This window comes from Thioclava sp. PTB-PU3-1, from assembly GCF_055666785.1.
In genome coordinates, this window is sequence record NZ_JBVNVL010000010.1 from 22,728 (window position 1) to 42,270 (window position 19,543).

Consider the following 19,543-nt stretch of genomic DNA (forward strand, 5'->3'; position numbering starts at 1 on the left):
TTTTTCCTCCCCTGATGACGAAGCCTCGGGCCGAGCCCGATTAACTTAACGTGTTAACTTCATTCGCAGTCGTGTCACTTGTCAACTTCGCCTTGCGTCCGCTTTGCCGTGCGAGCGCAAAAGCTTCTTCCAGAACCTCCGGATCGCCGACGTGATTCATCAAGATCAGAACGAGCCGCGCGTTAAGTGCTGCACTCTCCGCTTCCGTCAACCCTTTATGCGTCGCGATCAATTTCTCGTAGAGCGCGTCGTGATCCTTGATATTGAGTTCGGTCTGCAAGCTCATGCCCGTCCCTCCTTGATCGCGGTGAGATGGTCGATGATCTGGGCGGGCTCTGCCGTTTCCCAGCGCGCCGCGATGATCTGGTCGGGGCGGATCAGGTAGAGCCCTGTCGTGGCCTGCCCGAGATAGCGCGCGCTCAGCTCCGGCGTGACCTCGAGCGTAAGCGTATTCAGCCCATCAACCTCAGGCGCCTTGCAGCCAATCGCGAGCAGGGTGAACTGGCCCGCAAGCTTTTGCAGGAGCCACTCGTTCCCGAGCGGCGCGTCGGGCGCGACTTTCCCGGGGCGGCTCACATCCGGCATCGCCGCGACGTTCGGCGCAGCATCGAGCGGATAGCAACACGGGAGGCTGAGCCGCCCGGAATTGACCATCGGCCGCGCAAAAGGCGCATGTTCCGAAAGCGCCAGAACCGCGTCGCGGAACCAGCGCTCAGCGCCGGCACGAGGCGACATGAACCGTGTCGTCCGGCTGGAATTGGTCAGGTTCTCATCGGAGCCATAGGTCCGTTCCGCATCGTAGCGCTCAAGAAGTTCCGGGCTCGCTCCATCATTGATAATCGCAGCAAGCCGCCAACCGAGCGCATCGACATCCTGCAGGCCGCCATTGCCGCCACGTGCGCCGAACGGGGAAACGACATGGGCGCTGTCGCCCACGAAGATCACACGATCATGCACGAACTTCTCGAGCCTGCGGCACTGGAACGTGTAGATCGACGTCCAGTCGAGCTTGAAGTTCGAATGCCCCACCGCCTTCTCGATACGCGGGATGATCCGCTCGGGTTTGCGCTCTTCCTCCGGGTCCGCTTCCCAACCGAGCTGAAGGTCGATGCGGTAGATATTGTCGGGCTGCTTGTGCAAAAGCGCCGACTGCCCGGCGTGGAATTCCGGCTCGAACCAGAACCACCGCTCGGACGGGAAATCGGCCTGCATTTCGATATCGGCAATGAGGAAACGCTCCTCGAACAGCTCACCTTCGAAATCGAGCCCCATCATCTGGCGAATGGGTGAACGCGCCCCGTCGCAGGCCAGCAGATAGTCTGCTTCAAGCGCGTATTCACCATCGGGCGTTTCGATCTGCACAACCGCACAATCGTCGGTCTGGGTCAGCCCGGTGACCTTGTTCTTGAAACGGAGGTCGATCAGCGGATTGGCCAGCGCCGCCTCGACCAGATACTCCTCGACATAGTATTGCTGCAGGTTCACGAAGGCGGGCATCTTGTGGCCGTCTTCAGGCAGCAGGTCGAAGTTGAAGACCTCGCGCGCCCCGTGCCGGGTGCGCCCGACCTTCCAGGTCACGCCTTTCTGCACGCAGGCATCGCCCACGCCGAGACGGTCGAGAATTTCGAGCGAGCGTTTCGACCAGCAGATCGCGCGGCTGCCGACCGAAACGACGTTGTTGTCATCGAGGATGACGGAGCCCACGCCGTGGTTCGCAAGCTCGATCGCAGCCGCAAGACCAATCGGCCCAGCGCCCACGATGATGACCTTGTGGCGTGCCTCCGGCCCCGAAAGGCCGGGAGGCGCTACATAGTCGAACGGTTTGTAATCATACGGCATGGCTCTCCTCCCTCCCGGCTCTCCTCAGCCTTGCAAAGCGTTCCACATTTCCTGATCGCGCTCAGCCGTCCAGACACGCGGGGTGTCGATGCCGCGGGCCTCGTCATAGGCGCGCGCCACATTGAACGGCAGGCAATGTTCGTAGATCGCGTAATCGGCGAATTTTGGATCGCAGGCTTCGCGCACCGCGTCCCATGCCTCTTTCAGGGTGCCGCCGCGGGCCACCACACGTTCCACCGGCTTGTAGCTCGAGCGGATGAAGTCGGCGGTGTTTTCCAGCGCCTCGGTGACCATCTCCTCACCGACCAGCGCATCGCCCCGACCGGGCGCAATCGCCTTGGGCTCGAAAGCCGCGATATTGGCCAGCGTCTCGGGCCAGTCCTGATAGTGCCCGTCGCCGCAATAGCAGGCCGAGTGATACTCGACGATGTCACCGGTGAACATGACCTCCTGATCCGGAACCCAGATCACCGCGTCGCCTGCGGTATGAGCGCGGCCGAGATGCATGATATCGACGCGGCGGTTGCCCAGATAAACCGTCATCTGGTCGGAGAAGGTCGTGGTCGGCCAAGTCAGACCCGGAATTTCCTCATGGCCTTGGAACAGGCGCGGGAAACGACCGAATTCACTGTCCCAGTCTTCCTGACCGCGTTCAGCAACCTGAGCGCGCGAGGTATCGGACATGATGACTTCGCGGGCACCGTAGGCCGATGCGCCGAGAACGCGCACGGCATGGTAGTGGGTGAGCACGAGGTGGCTGATCGGTTTGTCGGTCACCGAGCGGACGCATTCGATCACCTTGCGCGCAAGGCGCGGAGTGGCTTGCGCCTCAACGATCATCACGCTGTCGTCGCCGATGATCACACCGGTGTTGGGGTCACCTTCCGCGGTGAAGGCATACAGCCCCTCGCCCACCTGGGTGAAGCTGATTTTCTTGTCTTCCATGTCGCCTTGCGACGCGAATGCCTTGGCCATGAGATGCCTCCTTATTCCTTAGCCCAGTCCGGCAAGGCGCGGGCGGGCAGTACCTGCCCCGCGCAATCACCGAACCCGATGCGGTATCCTTCACCCTGCGCAGCGCCGCGCAGGGTCAGCGTGTCACCATCCTCGATGAAGCTGCGGGTCGAGCCATCGGGAAGTTCCAGCGGCTCCTTGCCCGACCAGCTGAGTTCGAGCAGCGAGCCCCGGCTGTCTTTCTCGGTGCCCGAGATCGTGCCCGAGCCCAGCAGATCGCCTACGCGCATGGCGCAGCCCGACGTGGTGTGATGGGCCAGCTGCTGCGCGGCAGAGTAGTAGAGCATCGAGGTATTGGTGCGCGAAATCACCGCTTCCTCGCCGCCCTCGGGGCGCAGAGCGACCTCCAGGTCGATGTCGTAATTCATCGGCCCCGGCTCGCGCAGATACGGCAGGAGCGGTCGCTCGCGCTCGGGCGTCGAGACCCGGAACGGCTCCAGCGCTGCGCGGGTCACGATCCACGGGCTGATCGTGGTCGCGGTCGCCTTGGCCTGGAACGGACCGAGCGGCACGTATTCCCAAGCCTGGATGTCGCGCGCCGACCAGTCGTTGAGCAGCACATAGCCGAAGATCATGTCATCGGCTTGACCGACCGAGATCATGCCTTCGGAGGGCTGGCCGACGATCGCGCCGAATTCCAGTTCGATGTCGAAGCGCGCCGAGGGGGCGAAACGCGGCAGATCCTCGTTCGGGCCTTTCACCTGCCCGTTGGGGCGCGTGACCGGCGTGCCCGAGACGACGACCGACGAGGCGCGGCCGTTATAGCCGATCGGGATCGACAGCCAGTTCGCCGGCAGCGCGTTTTCCGCCCCCCGGAAGATCGTGCCGACATTGGTCGCGTGGTTTTTGCCTGCGTAGAAATCCGTGTACTCGGCCACGCGGAACGGCATGAGCATCTTCGCGCCGGACTGCGGCACCAGATGCGGCTCGACCGCCGACTTATGCGTCTCGTTGGAGAGAAGCTCGGTCAGCCGCGCGCGAAGCTTGGCCCAGGTCTCCGGGCCGGCTTCCATGACGCGGTTCCATGCGGGCTCGGCAAAGAGCTCCGCCGAAAGCTCGTGATCCACCTTGGCCACATCAAGTATCATATCCCCGATCGCGACACCCATCCGCGCCCCCTTGCCGTCGTCAAAGACGCCGTAGGGCAGGTTCTGGATCGGAAAGTCGGTGTCGCCCTGTGCGGACGAAACCCAGCTGGTCTTGTCGGTCATTTGATCCCCGGTTTTCCGTCGAATTTCTTCTCGATGCTGTCCCAACAGTCGATGTAATCGTCCTGAAGGGGCGCTTCCTTCGCCGCGAATTCGGTCAGCATCTGCGGGAAGCGCGTCTCGAACATGAATTGCATCGTGTCGGCCTGATAGACAGGCTCCATCGGCTCGTTCGATGCATGTTCGAACGCGTTGCGATCCGGCCCGTGCGGCAGCATCATGTTGTGCAGGCTCATCCCGCCCGGCACGAAGCCCTGCGGCTTGGCGTCGTAGATGCCGTAGATGTTGCCCATCAGCTCGGACATGATGTTCTTGTGATACCACGGCGGACGGAAGGTGTGCTCCGCCACCATCCAACGCTCGCGGAACAGCACGAAATCGATATTCGCGGTACCTTCCTGCCCCGAAGGCGCGGTGAGCACGGTGAAGATCGACGGATCAGGGTGATCGAACAGGATCGCGCCGACCGGGCTGTAGGTGCGCAGGTCGTATTTATAGGCGCAGTAGTTCCCGTGCCATGCCACCACGTCGAGCGGGCTGTGGCCGATGAACGTCTCGTGGAACTGCCCGCACCACTTGATCACGACCCGGCTTTTCGCATCACGGTCTTCGAAGGCTGCGACGGGGCATTTGAAGTCACGCGGGTTGGCAAGGCAGTTTGCGCCGATCGGACCTCGGCCCGGGAGGTCGAACTTCTGACCGTAGTTTTCGCAGACAAAGCCGCGTGCAGGCCCGTCGAGAAGCTCGACGCGATACACGAGACCGCGCGGCAGGATCGCGATTTCCTTGGGCTCGAGGTCGATGATTCCAAGCTCGGTGCAGAAGCGCAGACGCCCCTCCTGCGGGACCACCAGCAATTCGCTGTCGGCCGAAAAGAAATACTCGTCTTCCATCGATTTGGTGACGAGGTAGATATGGCTCGCCATGCCGACCTGAGTGTTCACGTCGCCGGCCGTGGTGACCGTGCGCATCCCGGTGATCCAGGTCAGCTCTTCGTCGGTATGCGGCACCGGATCCCAGCGATACTGACCAAGGCTGATCACGTCGGGGTCGATATTGGGCGCCGATTTCCAATACGGCACGTCGATCTTCTCGAACCGACCGGTGTGCTTCACCGAGGGTCGGATGCGGTAGCACCACGTGCGCTCGTTCTGGCCGCGCGGCGCAGTGAATGCGGTGCCCGAAAGCTGCTCGGCATAGAGGCCATATTCGACCTTCTGCGGGCTGTTCTGCCCCTGAGGCAGAGCGCCGGGCAGCGCCTCGGTTTCGAAGTCATTGCCAAAACCAGGCATATAACCTTCATGCGTGCCGGTGGTGCCGGTCGCGCGGATCATGCCCTTCGGAAGCGCTTGATCGGTCATGAGATCCTCCAATCCCTTGGTCACGGGCAGCGCGGAAAGCTGCAGTTTCGAACCTGGTCTGATTTTTCGTTTCATTCGCAACGAAGTCAAGGATATTTATTGCACTCGCAATGAATTCACCGCTGTATTATGATGATGTGGATATAAAAATGTGCGAAAGCAGGGGGTTGAGGATGTCTGAAGATGCCGCTGAGTTGCCCGAATTTGATCTCTACAGCTTTACCCCCTATCGGCTGGCCGTAGCTGCCGAGAAACTTTCGGAGAGGCTCGCCCGGCAATATCGAGACCGGTTCGGTATCTCGATTCCCGAATGGCGTGTCCTCGTCCATCTCGCACAGAGCGATGACGTATCGGTGCGGGACATCGAAGCGCGGGTGGCGATGGAAAAATCCAAGGTCTCGCGCGCGGCGTCCCGGCTGGAGGCCAACGGGCTGATCGCGAAGACCCGCCACGAAGGCGACAAACGACTGGTCAAGCTGCGACTTACCGCGAATGGCCGCGCAATGATGGCGGAGCTTCTGGTGCTGGCGAACGCCTTCCAAGCCGAGTTGGTGGCAGAACTTGGCGACGCGGCCACAAATCTGGAGACCGGTCTGGACCGGCTTCTCGCACTCCCACCACGGTAAACGACATGGCTTCCCGGTCGTTTGGTGCAGTCGACTGCACATCGCCGCCGCTTTTTCGTTGCAAATGAAACGTGTTTTGTGCTTCTTTGTTGCAAGCGCAACAAAACACAGATGCCCACGCGACGATGACCCGACACGAGACCGATACGCCGCTGCCCGAGTTCCAGCTCGATGATTTCCTGCCCTATCTGATGGCGGAGATCGCGACGAAGCTGAGTGACGAGTTGGCTCAAGGCTACCGCGAGGCCGGGCTGAGCATGCCGCAATGGCGAGTGATGGTTCACCTCAGCCATGCCGGGCCGGTGTCGGTGCGCGATATCGAACGGCGCGTCTCGCTGGAGCGGCCCAAGGTCAGCCGGGCCGCGGCGGCGCTGGAACAGGCGGGGCTTGTGACGAAACGCTCCGACCCCTCCGACGGACGCCTGATCGCGCTCAGCCTGACCCCGACCGGACGCGAGTTGATGGCCAAACTTCTACCGCGTGCCATCGCCTATCAATCGGATCTGGAGTCACTTCTGGGCCGCGATCTGGCGGGGCTGCGACGCGGCATGGACAAACTGCTTACAAAGAAGGCGGCACAATGACGGTGCTCTATGATTACTGGCGGTCCTCGGCGAGTTACCGGGTGCGGATCGCCCTCGGTCTGGCCGGAATGGACTGGACGAACGTTTCCGTCGACTTGACCAAGGGCGAGCAGACCGAGCCCGCGCATCTTACGCGCAATCCGCAGGGGCTGGTTCCCGCGATTGAACTCGACGGAAAGTGCTTCACCCAATCCCTGGCGATTCTCGAATATCTCGATGAGACGCGTGATCTGAACCTGCTGCCCGGCGATGCCGCTGAACGCGCCAATATCCGTGCTCTCGCCCATGCCGTCGCCATCGATATTCACCCGATCTGCAATCTTCGCGTCGCCAAACACGCAGTCGCCGCCTCTGAGGGAGCGATCACGATGGAGGGCTGGATGCAGGCGTTTATCAGGCCCGGCCTACAGGCGCTCGAAGCGATGGTGGATGCCGGCGATTACTGCCACGGATCATCGGTCACCCTGGCCGATCTGTGCCTCGTGCCGCAGCTCTACAATGCGCAGCGCTGGAAGGTCGACCTGACAGGGATGCCGAAACTGACCCGGATCGGAGCGCATCTCGAAAGCCTGCCCGCCTTCGCCGCGGCGCATCCCGACAAAACCCCGCATTGAGGCACATAAAGACGGCTTGAATGCACCCGACCCGCAGCTGCAGGCCGGGCTTTTTCGTCAGACCGCCGCCAGCCCTGCGTCGAGCGCGCCGAGGATTGTGGCAATGTTCTCTTCGGTCACGATCAGCGAGGGAGACAGAATCACGTTATTGCCCGAGATCCGAACCATCGCGCCCGTCTCGTAGGCACCGCGATGAACCTTGGCGATGCTGGCCTTGTCGATCGGCGCCTTGGTCGCGCGATCCGAGACCAGTTCCAGCGCGCACATGAGACCACGTCCGCCACGCACGTTACCCACGATGTCGTGCTTTTTCTGGAGATCGAGCAACCCTTCATAGAGCTGGGCCCCACGCGCGGCTGCGTTGTCCTTGACGTTGAGCGCCTGCGTCTCTTTCAGGCAGGCAATCGCCGCCGCCGCGCCGACCGGATGGCCCGAATAGGTGTAGCCAGAGCCGATCGCCGCCTTGCCGGTGGTATCGGTTTCGAACACTTCGGCCACGCGCCCCGAAATCATCACGGCGCCGAAGGGGAAATACCCATTCGTGATCGCCTTGGCGGTCGTCATCATATCCGGCTGCACCCCCCAGAGCCGCGAGCCCGACCAGGCCCCCGTGCGACCGAAGGCGGTGATCACCTCATCGGCGATCAGCAGAATGCCGTATTTGTCGCAGATTGCCCGCACGCCGGGCATGAAACTCTCATGCGGGACGATCACGCCCCCTGCCCCGAGGATCGGCTCCATGATCATTGCGGCGATTGTCTCGGCGCCCTGGAACTTGATCTCGTCTTCCAGCGCAGCGAGGCAGAGCTGCGCCAGCTTCTCGGGATCGGTTTCGTTGAAGGGATTGCGGTAGGTATAGGGCGCCGGGATGTGGTAGCAGCCCGGCATCAGCGGTTCGTACTGAGTGCGGAAATTGGCGTTGCCGTTGACGCTTGCGCCCAGCGTATGGGTGCCGTGATAGCCCTTCTTGAGCGAGAGGTATTTCACCCGGCCCGCCTCGCCGCGCAGCTTGTGATATTGCCGCGCCAGACGCAGCGCGATCTCGACCGAATCCGAACCGCCCGAGGTGTAGAACGCGCGCTCCAGCCCGTCGGGAGCGAAAAACTCGGCCAGCATCTCCCCCAGTTCGATCACCGCGTCGTTCGTGGTGCCGCGAAAGATCGAGTAATAGGGCAGACGGTCGAGCTGTGCGGCAATGGCGTCCTTCACCGGCTGGCACGAGAACCCGAGATTGACGTTCCAAAGCCCGCCCACACCGTCGACCGTCTTGTGGCCATCGACATCGGTGATCGTCACTCCGTCGCCCGCCACGATGATCTCGGGCAGATTCTTCTGGCTGTCCGCGGGATGCGCCATCGGGTGCCAGATCGAACGGGCGTTGCGCTCTTTCAGGAAATTCTCGTCTTTCATGTCGGTCCTCATCATAGGCCCAGCAGGCGCAGCGCGGTGGCGTAGCCCTGAGCGGGAGATTGCACATCGAAGTGAACGGGGATCATGCCGACGGCCTCGGCGCCGCGAATGTTGCGCAGCTGGTCATCGACGAAAACGCAGGCTTCGGCCGGAAGGTCGAGCGCCTCGAGCACACCGTGATAGGCGCGCGGGTCGGGTTTCAGAATCTTGGTATAGGTCGCGTCGATCACAGCATCGAACCGGCGAAGGAAGGGCAGCTTCTCGCGGAAATCCGCGCCGTAGAACAGATCGAGCTCGTTGGACAGGATCGCGAGGCGGCACCCTGCAGCCTCAGCCTTGTCGATCGCTGCGAGGAATTCCGGGCGGATCACATCGGCAGGGCTCGCCCCGCGCGCCGCGCGCACGAAATCGGACATCTCGCTCCAGTCGCGTCCGACCAGAGCCGCCACTTCCTGCGTGCGCTGGCGCCAATAGTCGCGCTCCGAGATTTCATCCGCCTGCATCGCGCGCCAGAGCGGGTCGGTCTGAGGCTCGAACGGACCGCGCCAGGTCAAGCTTCCCGACGCAAGACCCAACGCAGCCTCGGTCAGATCATGCGTTTCGAACAGCGTGCGTGAGATCACGCCACCGAAGTCGAGCACGAGCGCGCGCTCAGCCATGCGTCACCTCGCGTTGCTGATAATCCGCAGGAAGCGAACCGCCCATGAGCTCGGACAGTCGGGGCACCCATTTTCGCAGAGCCTCCACCATAGCTGCGCGCTTCTCGGCCCCTGCGCGCGACGAAGGAACCGCGATCGAAACCGCGCCGATCACCGCACCGCCAAGCCCGAAGATCGGACCAGCAAGGGAGGAAACCTCGTCGTCGAAGCCCTTCTCCACCCACACACTGCCATTGGCACGGCATTCCGCCAGCTTTTCGCGCAGGCTATCAGGGTCGACGACGGTCTGGGCGGTGAAGCTCTCCAGCGGCGCATCCAGAACCCGCGCCCGCAGATCGTCTCCGCCGAAGCAAAGCATCACCAAGCCAGAGGCTGTCGCGTGCAGAGGCAGAAGCTGCGACTCGTCGAAAGCGACCTGCGTCCCGTGCAGGCGCGGATCATGATGCACGACCGGCGAAAGCTGCTGGCCTTGCAACAGAGAGACATGGACCAGCTCGCCGACTTCCTGCGCCATCTCTTCGATAAAAGGACGCAACACCGAACGCAGCGGCATATTCGCCTCGCGCACCCCGTAGAGACGCAGAATCGCGGGGCCCAGCCGATAGCCACGGGTCTCCGGGTTCTGTTCGAGAAAGCCGCATTCGGCCAATTCGACGAGATGACGGTGCACCGTAGCCTTATCGCGCTGCGTGAGACGAACATATTCGCTGAGCCCGATCTCGGGGCGCTGAGTGGAGATATAATCCAGCAATTCCAATGCCTTTGTGATCGTTCCCATCGCGCCCTTTGGCAGCCTCCCGTAAAAATTCTGTTCGTTGCAACTGAAACGTTGACATAAAAGAAAACCCGATGCAAGAATATTTGATACCAATGGTTCAAATAATAAACCACGCAACAGGAGAGCTTCATGACTTCGACCTTCAAGCTGCTGGCAGGGGCGCTCGCCCTCGGCCTCCCGCTTGCCGCGGGCCTGCCCGCGCAGGCCGAGTACCCCGAGAAACCCGTCGAATTCGTCGTCCCGTTCCCGCCGGGCGATCTGGAAGACGTGCTGACCCGGATGATCGCGGACGAGTTCCAGAAGACCTATGGCGTTCCCGCTGCGGTGGTGAACAAGCCCGGCGGCGGCGGCGGCCCCTTCCCCGGCGCGGCCGAGGTCGCACAGGCTCCGGCCGATGGCTACACGGTCGGCTCTTTCGTGATTGACGTGCCCGTGGTCGGCCCCTCGGTTGGCATCCCCGCGCTCAGCCCCGATCCTTTCGAGCCGGTGGGCATTTTCCTGACCTACCCGTTCGTCATCGCCGCCTCAAAGGACGCGCCCTATGCAACGATCGACGAGCTGGCCGCCTATGCCAAGGACCACGACGTCGCACTCGGCCACTTCGGCTCCTTCCTGATCCCGACGCAGGTGACCTTCGCACTCGCGAAGAAAAAGGGCTTCGATTTCGGATCCGAAGCGGCGTTCGACGCGCTCGACTGCAACACGCTGGCCTCGGGCGATGCGGATGTGATCAACACCACCCTGCAACTGATCCTCCCCTGCCTCGACGATATCAACGTGATGGCATCGATCGGGGAGAAGCGTATTCCACTGACGCCCGACACCCCGACGGTCGGTGAATTGGAACCGGATCTCGACCTGGCGCTGTGGGATGGCCTCTTCGTCAAGAAAGGCACTCCTGAGGACGTGCGCGAAAAGATCGCTGCCGTCGCCGAAAAAGTCATGAGCTCGGACAAGGCCAAGGAGCTGGCCGATCAAACGGGTGCGCTGATCTACTGGCAAGATGCCGCGACCGCGACCCAGCGCATCGCGCATGACAGTGAAACCCTCGGCACGATCGACGGTCTAATCAATGGCGAATGAGCCATCCTCTCCAGGCCCCGCGCGCGAGACCCCTCCGCGCGCGGGCGCCCGCTTTGCCCGGGCGATCCGCACCAAGAACCTGGAAGATCTGTTCAAGCGCTATCGCCGTCCCGGTGACATGGCCTTCGCCGTGCTGTTCTTCGCGCTCTCAATCGGTTTGTTGATCGCCCTGCCGTGGCAGACCGAATGGGTCAAACGCACGAAGACCTACGCACAACCCGCCTTCTGGCCGATGATCTCGATCATCGCGATGGTTGTATTCAGCATGTTTCACCTTCTCGGCTCGTTTGTCTCGGAGCGCATTCCCGGCCGATGGCGCGAAGTCATGCAATGGCTACGCTCGCTCGAATATGCGGTGTGGTTCATGGCCTATGTCGCGCTGGTCCCGCTCATCGGATACCTGCCCGCCACGATCCTGTTCAGCTGCGCGATGACGCTGCGTCTGGGATACCGCGGCTGGCGCTGGATGCTGATCTCCGTCCTGTTCTCGGTCGTCGTCGTGGTGCTTTTCAAAAGCTTCCTGCAAGTCAAAATCCCCGCCGGACTGATTTACGAGGCCGCCCCTGCGCCCTTCCGCGCAATTCTAATGACCTACTTCTAAGGAGCGTCCCTCATGGACATGCTGCTTTCCGGCGCAGAGATGCTTATGCGCCTCGACGTTATGGTCGCTCTCTTGATCGGTTCGATTGGCGGGGTGATCATCGGTGCGATCCCCGGCGTCGGCCCGGCCGTCGCAATCGCCATCCTGCTGCCCGCGACCTTTGCGATGCCGCCGCTGGTCGGCTTGACCATGCTTCTGGGCATCTACGGGTCATCAATGTTCGGCGGATCGCTGCCCGCAATCCTGATCAACACGCCCGGCACGGCGGTCAACGCGCTGACCACCTATGATGGTCACCCGATGACGAAGAAGGGCGAGGCGTTGCGCGCACTTGGCCTCGCCTATGGAGCCTCGTTCTTCGGCGGCGTCGCCTCGATCATCGCTCTGATCCTGCTTTCACCCGTGCTGGCGAAAATCGCGCCGATGTTCGGCTCGCGCGAGATTTTCCTGGCCGCGCTGCTGGGTATCGTCCTGGTGATCCTCGCCCATCGCGGCCAGACCTTCGCGGCCGGAATGTTGGCGGCCTTCGGAATTTTTCTGCAGACCGTCGGGCTGGAGCCCGTCAAATACACGATGCGCTTCACCTTTGGTTTCGATTTCCTGAATTCGGGCTTTGATTTGATCGTGGTGGTTCTGGGGCTTTTCGCGCTGAGCCAAGCCTTCCTCCTGCTGATCGAACCGGAATCGGCACCGCATGCGCAACGCATCGAAGGCTCGATGGGGCGGGCGATGATGGGCGTCCTACGCCACAAAAGGGTGGCGGGCTTTGCTGCCAGCTGCGGGGTGTTGATGGGGATGATCCCCGGCGTCGGCGAATTCACCGCGCAGTTTCTGTCCTACACCTACGCACAGAAAACCTCGAAGACGCCCGAGGAATTTGGCAATGGCAGTGCCGAAGGCCTGATCGCGTCGGAGGCCGCCAACAACGCGGTGCCTGCCGCTGCGATGATCCCGCTGCTGGCGCTCGGCATCCCGGGCGAGGCGCTCACCGCAATGATGCTATCGGTCTTCTACGTCCACAACGTGACCCCCGGCCCGCAGCTGTTCCAGAACAAGCTGGATTTCGTCTACGCGCTCTATATCGCGATGATTTTGCTCAACATCATCGTGGTGTTGTTCATGCTCGTCTCGTCAAACTGGCTGCTCAAGATCATCCAGATCCCGACGCGTTTCCTTGGCATGATGATCCTCGTTCTTAGCTTCGTCGGCGTCTATTCACTGCGCAACTCGATTGTGGACTGCGCGATTGCTGCGGCATTTGGCGTCCTCGGACTGATCCTGAAACGGCAAAACCTGCCGATCGTCCCGATCGTTCTGGGCATGGTCCTGGGCGGCATCATGGAGACCAAGTTGCGGTCGTCGATGGCGCGCGTGCATGTGCCGATCGACTTCTTCGACCGTCCGATCGCGGCAATCCTCGGATTGGCCATCGGCGGACTTCTGATCGCCCATTTCGCGAGCCTTTACCGCGAGCGCCAGAACCGCGAGCCAGAGAGCGCGCACGATCACGACATGCATGACAGTTTCACGAGGTAAGCAATGCTCGATACCAACAAGATCGCGGCACTGCGTAGCGCCGACATCCCCCCCGCCCTGCATCTGATCGAGGGCGCGGCACAGCCCGCCTCGGACGGTGGCACATTGCCGGTGATCTCACCGCTCGACGGGCGCGAGATCACCACGCTGGCGCGCGGCACCACCACCGATGCCGAAGCCGCAATCGCCAGCGCGCGCGTAGCCTTCGATGACGGGCGCTGGTCGGGGCTGGCCCCGGCTGCACGCAAGGCAGTGCTGCTGAAATGGGCCGCATTGATCGAGGCCAACGCGCTGGAGCTTGCCGTTCTCGGCGTGCGCGACAACGGCACCGAGATCGGCATGGCACTGAAGGCTGAGCCGTTCTCCGCCGCCGCGACGATCCGCTACTATGCCGAGGCCATCGACAAGATCTATGGCGAGATCGCCCCCACCGCGCCCGATGCGTTGGGGCTGGTGCATCGCGAACCGGTGGGCGTGGTCGGCGCGATCGTACCATGGAACTTCCCGCTGATGATCGGCGCATGGAAGCTGGGCCCGGCGCTGGCGGCGGGAAATACCGTGGTTCTGAAACCGGCCGAGACCGCGTCGCTCACGCTGCGCCGTATTGCCGATCTGGCGCTCGAGGCCGGGATGCCGCCGGGCGTGTTCAACGTCGTGCTGGGCGAAGGAGCTGTGGTCGGCGAAGCGATGGCTCTGTCGATGCAGATCGACGTGATGGTGTTCACCGGCTCGGGTCCGGTCGGGCGGCGTCTGCTGGAGAACGCCGCGAAATCGAACCTCAAACGCGTCTATCTGGAACTGGGTGGCAAATCGCCCAACATCGTCTTTGCCGATGCGCCCGATCTGGACACGGCGGTGAAGGTCGCGGCCAACGGCATCTTCCGCAATTCCGGCCAAGTCTGCATCGCGGGGTCTCGGCTGCTGGTTGAGCGGTCGATCCATGACGCCTTCGTCGAGAAGCTGCGCGCCTTTACCGAGACGATTCAGGTGGGCGATCCGCTCGATCCGGCGACGCAGGCCGGAGCGGTGAACTCCGCCCGTCAGCTGGAGCAGAACCTCCGCTTCGTAAGCGAGGCCGAGGCGGCGGGTCGTCAGGTCTATGGCGGCAAGCGCATCCGTGAAGAGACAGGCGGGTTCTTCATGGAGCCCACGATCGTCACCGGGGTCGCCCCCGACGATCCGATCGCACAGCGCGAAGTCTTCGGCCCGGTTCTGGCAGTGATTCCGTTCGACACCGAAGAAGAGGCCCTGCGCATCGCCAACGGCACCGATTACGGGTTGGCCGCGGCCGTCTGGACCGCAGATCTGAGCCGCGCGCATCGGATGATTCGGGGCATCCACGCGGGCGTCGTGCATGTGAACACCTATGGCGGATCCGACCTGACCGTGCCCCTGGGCGGGGTCAAGCAGTCGGGCAACGGGCATGACAAGTCACTGCATGCGTTCGATAAATATCTCGACCTGAAAACCGCTTGGATCAAACTTTAAGGGGGCGCGTATGACTGATCGAACCATTCTCGTTGTCGGCACTTACGACACCAAGGACGATGAACTGACCTATCTGCGCGAGGTGATCGAAGCACAGGGCGGGCGTGTCCTGCGTATGGACGTCTCGGTTCTCGGCGAGCCCTCGACCCCGGTCGAATACAGCAAGCATCAGGTGGCCGAAGCGGGCGGCTCCTCTATCGAGGCTGCGATTGCGAGCGGCGACGAAAACCAGGCGATGCAGATCATGGCGCGCGGGGGCGCGACGCTGGTCGCGCAACTCCACGCCGAGGGCCTGTTCGACGGGATGGTCGTGCTGGGCGGAACGATGGGCACCGATCTGGCGCTCGACCTATGTGCGGCGCTGCCGATCGGGGTGCCGAAATATATCGTCTCGACGGTCTCTTTCTCGCCGCTTCTGCCGCCCGAACGGATCGCGGCGGATGTGCAGATGATCCTCTGGGCGGGCGGGCTTTACGGGCTGAACTCGATCTGCAAAGCCTCGCTCAGTCAGGCGGCGGGCGCGGTTCTGGGCGCGGCCCGAGCGGTGGAACGGCCCGATCGTTTGAAACCGCTGATCGGGATGACGTCCTTCGGGAAATCCTTCCTGAAATACATGGTGACGCTGAAGCCCGAACTGGAAGCGCGCGGCTACGAGGTCGCGGTATTTCACGCCACGGGCATGGGCGGGCGCGCCTTCGAGAGCCTCGCAGCACAGGGCGCCTTCGCCTGCGTTTTCGACTTCGCGACGCAGGAAATCGGCAACCACTTGCATGGCTCGTCCATCAGCGCGGGTGCCGACCGGATGACGAATGCAGGCGCCTCGGGCACGCCGCAGATCGTCGCTCCTGCCTGTCACGATCTGGTCGATATGATCGGCTGGCAGCCCCTGCCCGAGAAATGGAAAGATCATCCGAGTCACGCGCATAACCGGCTGCTGACCTCGGTCGTGCTCGATCATGCGGAGCGCCGGGCGGTGGCGCGTGCGCATTGCGAGAAATTGGCTGGGGCAAAGGGACCGACTGCGCTGCTGCTGCCCTTGGGCGGGGTGCACGAACTGGACCGCCCCGGCCACGATCTCCACGACCCCGAGGGGCTGGCGGGCTTTTTCGACGAAATCCGCGCCTGCGCGCCCGACAATGTCGCATTGCACGAGGTGAAGGCTCATATCAACGACCCCGACTTCCCCGCAGCCGCGCTTGAGATCTTCGACGCGTGGCGGGAGGAGGGTCTGATTAAGGGCTGAGTTAGAGCAGCATTCGCCGCAGGTTTCGTGAGATAGCTTCCTGGTTGAGGTCAGACGGACAGGAAACCACCATCGACCGGCAGCACAGCACCGGTGAGCAAACCGGCCTCGTAGGAGAGCAACAGCGCGATTGCATGTGCGACCTCCTCGGCCTCCGCAATAGCTCTCGCCGCTACGGTCATCTATTGGCTATGTGTCCTGAGCCGAATCGGGGAAGCAACATCGAATTGTCGACCCAGAGCGATGTCCAACTCGAGCGGAAACTTTTCGCCTGAAGGCGCGTTCCGGTACCGGTCACCGATCTCAGCCTCGATGCTAAACAGTTTTGCCGAGCGCGATACACCGCACATAGCCGATACCGACCCAATATTCGCTACAAGCCCGGGAGGTTTACAACTCGCCCTTTAAGTCATTGATATTCCAGCAAGCCAAACTCACTTAGTTTACAATAAAATTCAATGAAATCAGCGATCAAGCGCGGATTGCAAATCCGTGTACACCGGTTCGATTCCGGTACTCGCCTCCACTACTTAGCCGAAATCGGGGCACTGCATTGCAGGTTGGTTTCCAGAACCGACCCCGGTTTCCGGGTTTTCCAGCTGACATTTCAGATGCCCAATCGTAGCCTGGCGCCGCCGCAGCAGCGGACTGGAATGAGGCGGAAAACGCCGCGATCATAGCGGATGGCTTCGCCATGATCGCAGACGGTCTTTACGGGAAAGCGCGCTCCGCGCCGCCGGTTGGGACAACCTCGCCCACGAAATCGTCGGGGTGGTGAAGTGACCCTCGCAAACGGGACTACCCGAAATCGAGGATTTCGGACATTGATCGCTATGACGGGCGGGGCGCCCTTGAGAGCGCCCCGATCATGATCAATCGCGCAAGGCCTCGGTCATCGCGACCAGCATGACATGGGCCGAGGCCGCGCCCGGGTCCATGTGCCCGACAGAGCGTTCCCCCAGTTTGGCCGACCGGCCCCGGCGGCTTTCGATTTCAGCGGTGTAGTCGCGACCGTTTTTTGCACCGGCGCAAGCCGCGTCGAGGCAGGCGATCACGTCACCGCCCGATTGCAGGGTCTCGCGCGCTTTCGCCACCGCCGGAACCCATGCGTCGATCATCGTCTTATCGCCGACCTGTGCGCCACCGCGCGACTGGATGCCTGCGCAAATCCCTTCGATCCACGCGACCATCGCACCGGCATCGAGGTTTAGCCGATCGGACACAGCCTCGCCCGCCTTGCGGAAGGCGGTCGCATAAAGTGGCCCGGAAGACGCGCCGACCGCGTCGAGAAACGCCTTGGCCATGCGCGCGCAGGTCTCGGTCACGGTTTCATCCGTCGGGTCTTTCAACTCCTTGCGCACAGCGGTCCAGCCGATGTCCATCGTGACGCCGTGATCGCCATCCCCGATGACCCCGTCGAGCTCCGACAGCCAGTCGCGGTTCGCGTGGATCGCATCTGCAATCGCCAGCATCATCTGGCGGAAACGCACAGGCGTGACAGGGCCGTCGATAGCAAGGTCGGACCGCTCGATCCCGCTCGTGCTGGAGGCGGCGGCATGAGTGCGGCGGGTGCGCTTGCCCACCGGCTCGAGGTTTCCGGCGACCGTGAGCGCAGGTGTCCGGCACGGCATATCGAGCAGCGTCTTGAGGTCGTCGTCCAGCTTGAGCAGCGTGACCGAAGCCCCGGCCATTTCCAGAGAGGTGCAGTATTCTCCGACCCAGCTATGGTGGATTTTCACGTCGCGCTCGCCAAGAATCTGCGCGATCCGGCGGTGCAGGATGTAAAGCTCCAGCGGCCCGGTTGCGCCCAATCCGTTGACCAGCACTGCGACCTCGTCCCCCTTGCCCAGTTCCATGTCGGTCAGGATCGCCTGCATCAGCTCGTCGCTGACCGCATCGGCACTTTCGAGATGACCGCGACGCATGCCAGGTTCACCATGGATCCCCATGCCTATTTCCATCTCGCGCGGACCGAGGTCGAAATTCAGCTTGCCGGTCTGGGGCAAGGAGCACGCACTCAGCGCGACGCCCATAGACCGGCAATTGTCATTGGCGTGCTGTGCTGCGGCATAGCAGGCTTCGAGATCGCGACCGGCCTCGGCGGCAGCGCCCGCGATCTTGAAGACGAAGAAATCCCCGGCGATGCCGCGTCTTTCTTTCTCCCGGCCCTTGGGCGCCGAGGCCACGTCATCGGTGACCTGAACCGAGCGGGCGGGAATACCCATCCCCTCGCATTCCTCGGCGGCCATGTCGAAATTCATGACGTCGCCGGTGTAATTCCCATAGAGGAACATCACCCCCGCGCCCCCCTCCACCGCGCGCGCGGCATCCATGATGTGCTCGGGCGAAGGCGAGGCAAAGACGTTGCCGACCGCAGCCGCATCCGCCAGGCCGCGCCCGACATAGCCCGCGAAGGCCGGTTCGTGCCCCGAACCGCCACCGATGATGATGCCCACCTTGCCGTCGCGCGGGCCGTCCTTGGCCACGATCGCGCGGCGCGTGGCACCCTCGACACTCAGCAGGTCGGGATGGGCGGAAAGCATTCCTTCGATCGCCTCGGGGATGATGTCCTCGGGCGCGTTCATCAGTTTCTTGGTGCGAATGTCGTCGGTCATCTCAGCGCCCCTCGGTAAAAGTTTTCGCAGCCGCGGTCGTCTGTTCGATCCACGGCTGTTCCTTGGCGATCGCCGCTTCTAGGCCATCGCTCTCCAGCATCAGCCAATGTTCGAGGATCACGCTCATGTCGGCGGGGCAATGCGCCAGCTGGTCGAGGGTCCACGCGATCGGCGCGCGGCCCGTGCCCAAGGGCACGCCATGAATGCGGAAGCCGACGCCATAGGGGTCGGGCGTGATCTCGTAATCCTTCAGGTGCAGGTTGATCGTCCACGGCGCCAAGAGGCTGATCGTCTCTTCGGGCCACTCGTTTGCACAGATCGAATTCGCCACGTCGAGACAGACCCCGAGGTGATCGTCGCCGACCGCTTCCAGCAGCTCGACCATACGCGGGCTGGGATAGTTGAAGTGGTTCTCGATCGCGATTTTCATGCCTGCGGCACGCGCACGATCGACCCGCGGGCGCAACTGCTCGGCCAGCGCGGCCACCGGCATGTGGCTGTCTTCGGCATCGAGAGCCACGCGCATAATCTTTGAGTGAAGACGCTGGCCGATCTCGATATAGCGGTCGACTTCATCGGCATCGAAACATTGCGTCCCAAGCTCGAGTTGAAGGCCCTTTTGTTGGGCGATCTCGTAGAGCTTGTGATGATCGTCCGCAGTGTAACGATCCAGCGGCATGTTGTCCGCATATTGCACGACCTCAAGTCCGAGCGCTTCCGCACGATCCAGAAGGTCGAATGCCGTCAGTGGCTTAGAGGGGATCTGATCCTTGATCCCGATGGACCAGCGATAGGCGTAACTGCCCAAACCCAGTTTCATGATGTCCTCCCGTAGTCATGCCCCGCACACGACCTCCTCAGTGTAGCGCGCAGAGCTTCCCCAA

18 protein-coding genes and 1 pseudogene are annotated in these 19,543 nt (G+C 62.4%); 8 read left to right on the plus strand and 11 right to left on the minus strand.

All coding sequences use genetic code 11. The features are described from left to right. Positions 1-40 precede the first annotated feature (40 nt). The 5 genes from ACZ7GB_RS18930 to hmgA are packed head-to-tail and all read right to left on the minus strand — an operon-like array spanning position 41 to position 5,422. Positions 41-286, minus strand: a complete 246-nt coding sequence (locus ACZ7GB_RS18930; RefSeq protein ID WP_078521172.1) for a DUF2783 domain-containing protein — start codon at positions 284-286, stop codon at positions 41-43. Next, positions 283-1,839 carry an FAD-dependent oxidoreductase gene (locus tag ACZ7GB_RS18935; protein WP_472159991.1) on the minus strand — a complete coding sequence of 519 codons (1,557 nt, stop codon included), beginning with the start codon at positions 1,837-1,839 and terminating at the stop codon, positions 283-285. The genes ACZ7GB_RS18930 and ACZ7GB_RS18935 overlap by 4 nt, the downstream gene beginning before the upstream one ends. A gap of 24 nt (positions 1,840-1,863) precedes the next feature. Continuing rightward, positions 1,864-2,814 carry an MBL fold metallo-hydrolase gene (locus ACZ7GB_RS18940; RefSeq protein WP_078521176.1) on the minus strand — a complete coding sequence of 317 codons (951 nt, stop codon included), beginning with the start codon at positions 2,812-2,814 and terminating at the stop codon, positions 1,864-1,866. 11 nt (positions 2,815-2,825) lie between these two features. Beyond that, the gene (gene fahA, locus ACZ7GB_RS18945) at positions 2,826-4,064 is read right to left on the minus strand and encodes a fumarylacetoacetase (RefSeq protein ID WP_472159992.1); all 1,239 of its coding nucleotides are present in this window, start codon (positions 4,062-4,064) and stop codon (positions 2,826-2,828) included. After that, positions 4,061-5,422, minus strand: coding sequence for a homogentisate 1,2-dioxygenase (gene hmgA / locus ACZ7GB_RS18950; protein WP_078521180.1), 1,362 nt, complete (start codon positions 5,420-5,422; stop codon positions 4,061-4,063). The genes fahA and hmgA overlap by 4 nt, the downstream gene beginning before the upstream one ends. Before the next feature lie 173 nt (positions 5,423-5,595). On the opposite strand from hmgA, the gene ACZ7GB_RS18955 reads away from it, so the two are divergent. From ACZ7GB_RS18955 to maiA, 3 genes are all read left to right on the plus strand, one after another. Then, positions 5,596-6,048 carry a MarR family winged helix-turn-helix transcriptional regulator gene (locus ACZ7GB_RS18955; protein WP_472159994.1) on the plus strand — a complete coding sequence of 151 codons (453 nt, stop codon included), beginning with the start codon at positions 5,596-5,598 and terminating at the stop codon, positions 6,046-6,048. Between the two features lie 125 nt (positions 6,049-6,173). Continuing rightward, a complete protein-coding gene (locus ACZ7GB_RS18960) occupies positions 6,174-6,632 on the plus strand; it encodes a MarR family winged helix-turn-helix transcriptional regulator (protein ID WP_472159996.1) in 459 nt (152 codons plus the stop codon). Next, positions 6,629-7,246, plus strand: coding sequence for a maleylacetoacetate isomerase (maiA, locus tag ACZ7GB_RS18965; RefSeq protein ID WP_472159997.1), 618 nt, complete (start codon positions 6,629-6,631; stop codon positions 7,244-7,246). Before ACZ7GB_RS18960 ends, maiA begins: the two co-directional genes overlap by 4 nt. Positions 7,247-7,303: 57 nt before the next feature. Here the strand turns inward: maiA and ACZ7GB_RS18970 are convergent, their stop codons facing one another. Genes ACZ7GB_RS18970 through ACZ7GB_RS18980 form a run of 3 tightly spaced genes read right to left on the minus strand, consistent with a single transcriptional unit; the run spans position 7,304 to position 10,093 of the window. Next, on the minus strand, positions 7,304-8,656 hold the full coding sequence (locus tag ACZ7GB_RS18970) for an aminotransferase class III-fold pyridoxal phosphate-dependent enzyme (protein ID WP_472159999.1): 1,353 nt from the start codon (positions 8,654-8,656) through the stop codon (positions 7,304-7,306). Between the two features lie 11 nt (positions 8,657-8,667). Further along, the gene (locus ACZ7GB_RS18975) at positions 8,668-9,315 is read right to left on the minus strand and encodes an HAD-IA family hydrolase (RefSeq protein WP_078521190.1); all 648 of its coding nucleotides are present in this window, start codon (positions 9,313-9,315) and stop codon (positions 8,668-8,670) included. Then, entirely contained in the window at positions 9,308-10,093 is a 786-nt protein-coding gene (locus tag ACZ7GB_RS18980) for an IclR family transcriptional regulator (RefSeq protein WP_078521192.1), read from the minus strand. The genes ACZ7GB_RS18975 and ACZ7GB_RS18980 overlap by 8 nt, the downstream gene beginning before the upstream one ends. A 129-nt stretch (positions 10,094-10,222) precedes the next feature. Here ACZ7GB_RS18980 and ACZ7GB_RS18985 point away from each other — a divergent pair, with 129 nt between their 5' ends. Genes ACZ7GB_RS18985 through ACZ7GB_RS19005 form a run of 5 tightly spaced genes read left to right on the plus strand, consistent with a single transcriptional unit; the run spans position 10,223 to position 16,044 of the window. Then, a complete protein-coding gene (locus ACZ7GB_RS18985; protein WP_472160001.1) occupies positions 10,223-11,176 on the plus strand; it encodes a tripartite tricarboxylate transporter substrate binding protein in 954 nt (317 codons plus the stop codon). Further along, entirely contained in the window at positions 11,166-11,777 is a 612-nt protein-coding gene (locus ACZ7GB_RS18990; RefSeq protein ID WP_078521196.1) for a tripartite tricarboxylate transporter TctB family protein, read from the plus strand. The genes ACZ7GB_RS18985 and ACZ7GB_RS18990 overlap by 11 nt, the downstream gene beginning before the upstream one ends. A 12-nt stretch (positions 11,778-11,789) precedes the next feature. After that, positions 11,790-13,313, plus strand: coding sequence for a tripartite tricarboxylate transporter permease (locus ACZ7GB_RS18995; protein ID WP_472160003.1), 1,524 nt, complete (start codon positions 11,790-11,792; stop codon positions 13,311-13,313). A gap of 3 nt (positions 13,314-13,316) precedes the next feature. After that, entirely contained in the window at positions 13,317-14,801 is a 1,485-nt protein-coding gene (locus ACZ7GB_RS19000) for an aldehyde dehydrogenase (protein WP_472160005.1), read from the plus strand. Between the two features lie 10 nt (positions 14,802-14,811). Continuing rightward, positions 14,812-16,044 (plus strand): Tm-1-like ATP-binding domain-containing protein, encoded by a 1,233-nt coding sequence (locus tag ACZ7GB_RS19005; protein ID WP_078521203.1) that lies wholly within the window; start codon positions 14,812-14,814, stop codon positions 16,042-16,044. A 50-nt stretch (positions 16,045-16,094) separates the two neighbouring features. Here ACZ7GB_RS19005 and ACZ7GB_RS19010 read toward each other — a convergent pair. From ACZ7GB_RS19010 to ACZ7GB_RS19020, 3 genes and pseudogenes are all read right to left on the minus strand, one after another. Beyond that, positions 16,095-16,202 (minus strand): annotated as a pseudogene (locus ACZ7GB_RS19010) (SDR family oxidoreductase); the annotation flags it as partial. 714 nt (positions 16,203-16,916) lie between these two features. Beyond that, a complete protein-coding gene (gene dhaL, locus ACZ7GB_RS19015) occupies positions 16,917-18,659 on the minus strand; it encodes a dihydroxyacetone kinase subunit DhaL (RefSeq protein ID WP_472160006.1) in 1,743 nt (580 codons plus the stop codon). Between the two features lies 1 nt (position 18,660). Continuing rightward, complete coding sequence (locus tag ACZ7GB_RS19020; protein ID WP_472160008.1) at positions 18,661-19,479, minus strand: sugar phosphate isomerase/epimerase family protein; 819 nt, start codon at positions 19,477-19,479, stop codon at positions 18,661-18,663. Between the last annotated feature and the right edge of the window lie 64 nt (positions 19,480-19,543).

What these genes read in the sequence shown, in the direction of transcription:
- ACZ7GB_RS18930 (WP_078521172.1), bottom strand. Translation starts at nt 286, where the DNA reads ATGAGCTTGCAGACCGAACTCAATATCAAGGATCACGACGCGCTCTAC.
- ACZ7GB_RS18935 (WP_472159991.1), bottom strand. Translation starts at nt 1,839, where the DNA reads ATGCCGTATGATTACAAACCGTTCGACTATGTAGCGCCTCCCGGCCTT.
- ACZ7GB_RS18940 (WP_078521176.1), bottom strand. Translation starts at nt 2,814, where the DNA reads ATGGCCAAGGCATTCGCGTCGCAAGGCGACATGGAAGACAAGAAAATC.
- fahA (WP_472159992.1), bottom strand. Translation starts at nt 4,064, where the DNA reads ATGACCGACAAGACCAGCTGGGTTTCGTCCGCACAGGGCGACACCGAC.
- hmgA (WP_078521180.1), bottom strand. Translation starts at nt 5,422, where the DNA reads ATGACCGATCAAGCGCTTCCGAAGGGCATGATCCGCGCGACCGGCACC.
- ACZ7GB_RS18955 (WP_472159994.1), top strand. Translation starts at nt 5,596, where the DNA reads ATGTCTGAAGATGCCGCTGAGTTGCCCGAATTTGATCTCTACAGCTTT.
- ACZ7GB_RS18960 (WP_472159996.1), top strand. Translation starts at nt 6,174, where the DNA reads ATGACCCGACACGAGACCGATACGCCGCTGCCCGAGTTCCAGCTCGAT.
- maiA (WP_472159997.1), top strand. Translation starts at nt 6,629, where the DNA reads ATGACGGTGCTCTATGATTACTGGCGGTCCTCGGCGAGTTACCGGGTG.
- ACZ7GB_RS18970 (WP_472159999.1), bottom strand. Translation starts at nt 8,656, where the DNA reads ATGAAAGACGAGAATTTCCTGAAAGAGCGCAACGCCCGTTCGATCTGG.
- ACZ7GB_RS18975 (WP_078521190.1), bottom strand. Translation starts at nt 9,315, where the DNA reads ATGGCTGAGCGCGCGCTCGTGCTCGACTTCGGTGGCGTGATCTCACGC.
- ACZ7GB_RS18980 (WP_078521192.1), bottom strand. Translation starts at nt 10,093, where the DNA reads ATGGGAACGATCACAAAGGCATTGGAATTGCTGGATTATATCTCCACT.
- ACZ7GB_RS18985 (WP_472160001.1), top strand. Translation starts at nt 10,223, where the DNA reads ATGACTTCGACCTTCAAGCTGCTGGCAGGGGCGCTCGCCCTCGGCCTC.
- ACZ7GB_RS18990 (WP_078521196.1), top strand. Translation starts at nt 11,166, where the DNA reads ATGGCGAATGAGCCATCCTCTCCAGGCCCCGCGCGCGAGACCCCTCCG.
- ACZ7GB_RS18995 (WP_472160003.1), top strand. Translation starts at nt 11,790, where the DNA reads ATGGACATGCTGCTTTCCGGCGCAGAGATGCTTATGCGCCTCGACGTT.
- ACZ7GB_RS19000 (WP_472160005.1), top strand. Translation starts at nt 13,317, where the DNA reads ATGCTCGATACCAACAAGATCGCGGCACTGCGTAGCGCCGACATCCCC.
- ACZ7GB_RS19005 (WP_078521203.1), top strand. Translation starts at nt 14,812, where the DNA reads ATGACTGATCGAACCATTCTCGTTGTCGGCACTTACGACACCAAGGAC.
- dhaL (WP_472160006.1), bottom strand. Translation starts at nt 18,659, where the DNA reads ATGACCGACGACATTCGCACCAAGAAACTGATGAACGCGCCCGAGGAC.
- ACZ7GB_RS19020 (WP_472160008.1), bottom strand. Translation starts at nt 19,479, where the DNA reads ATGAAACTGGGTTTGGGCAGTTACGCCTATCGCTGGTCCATCGGGATC.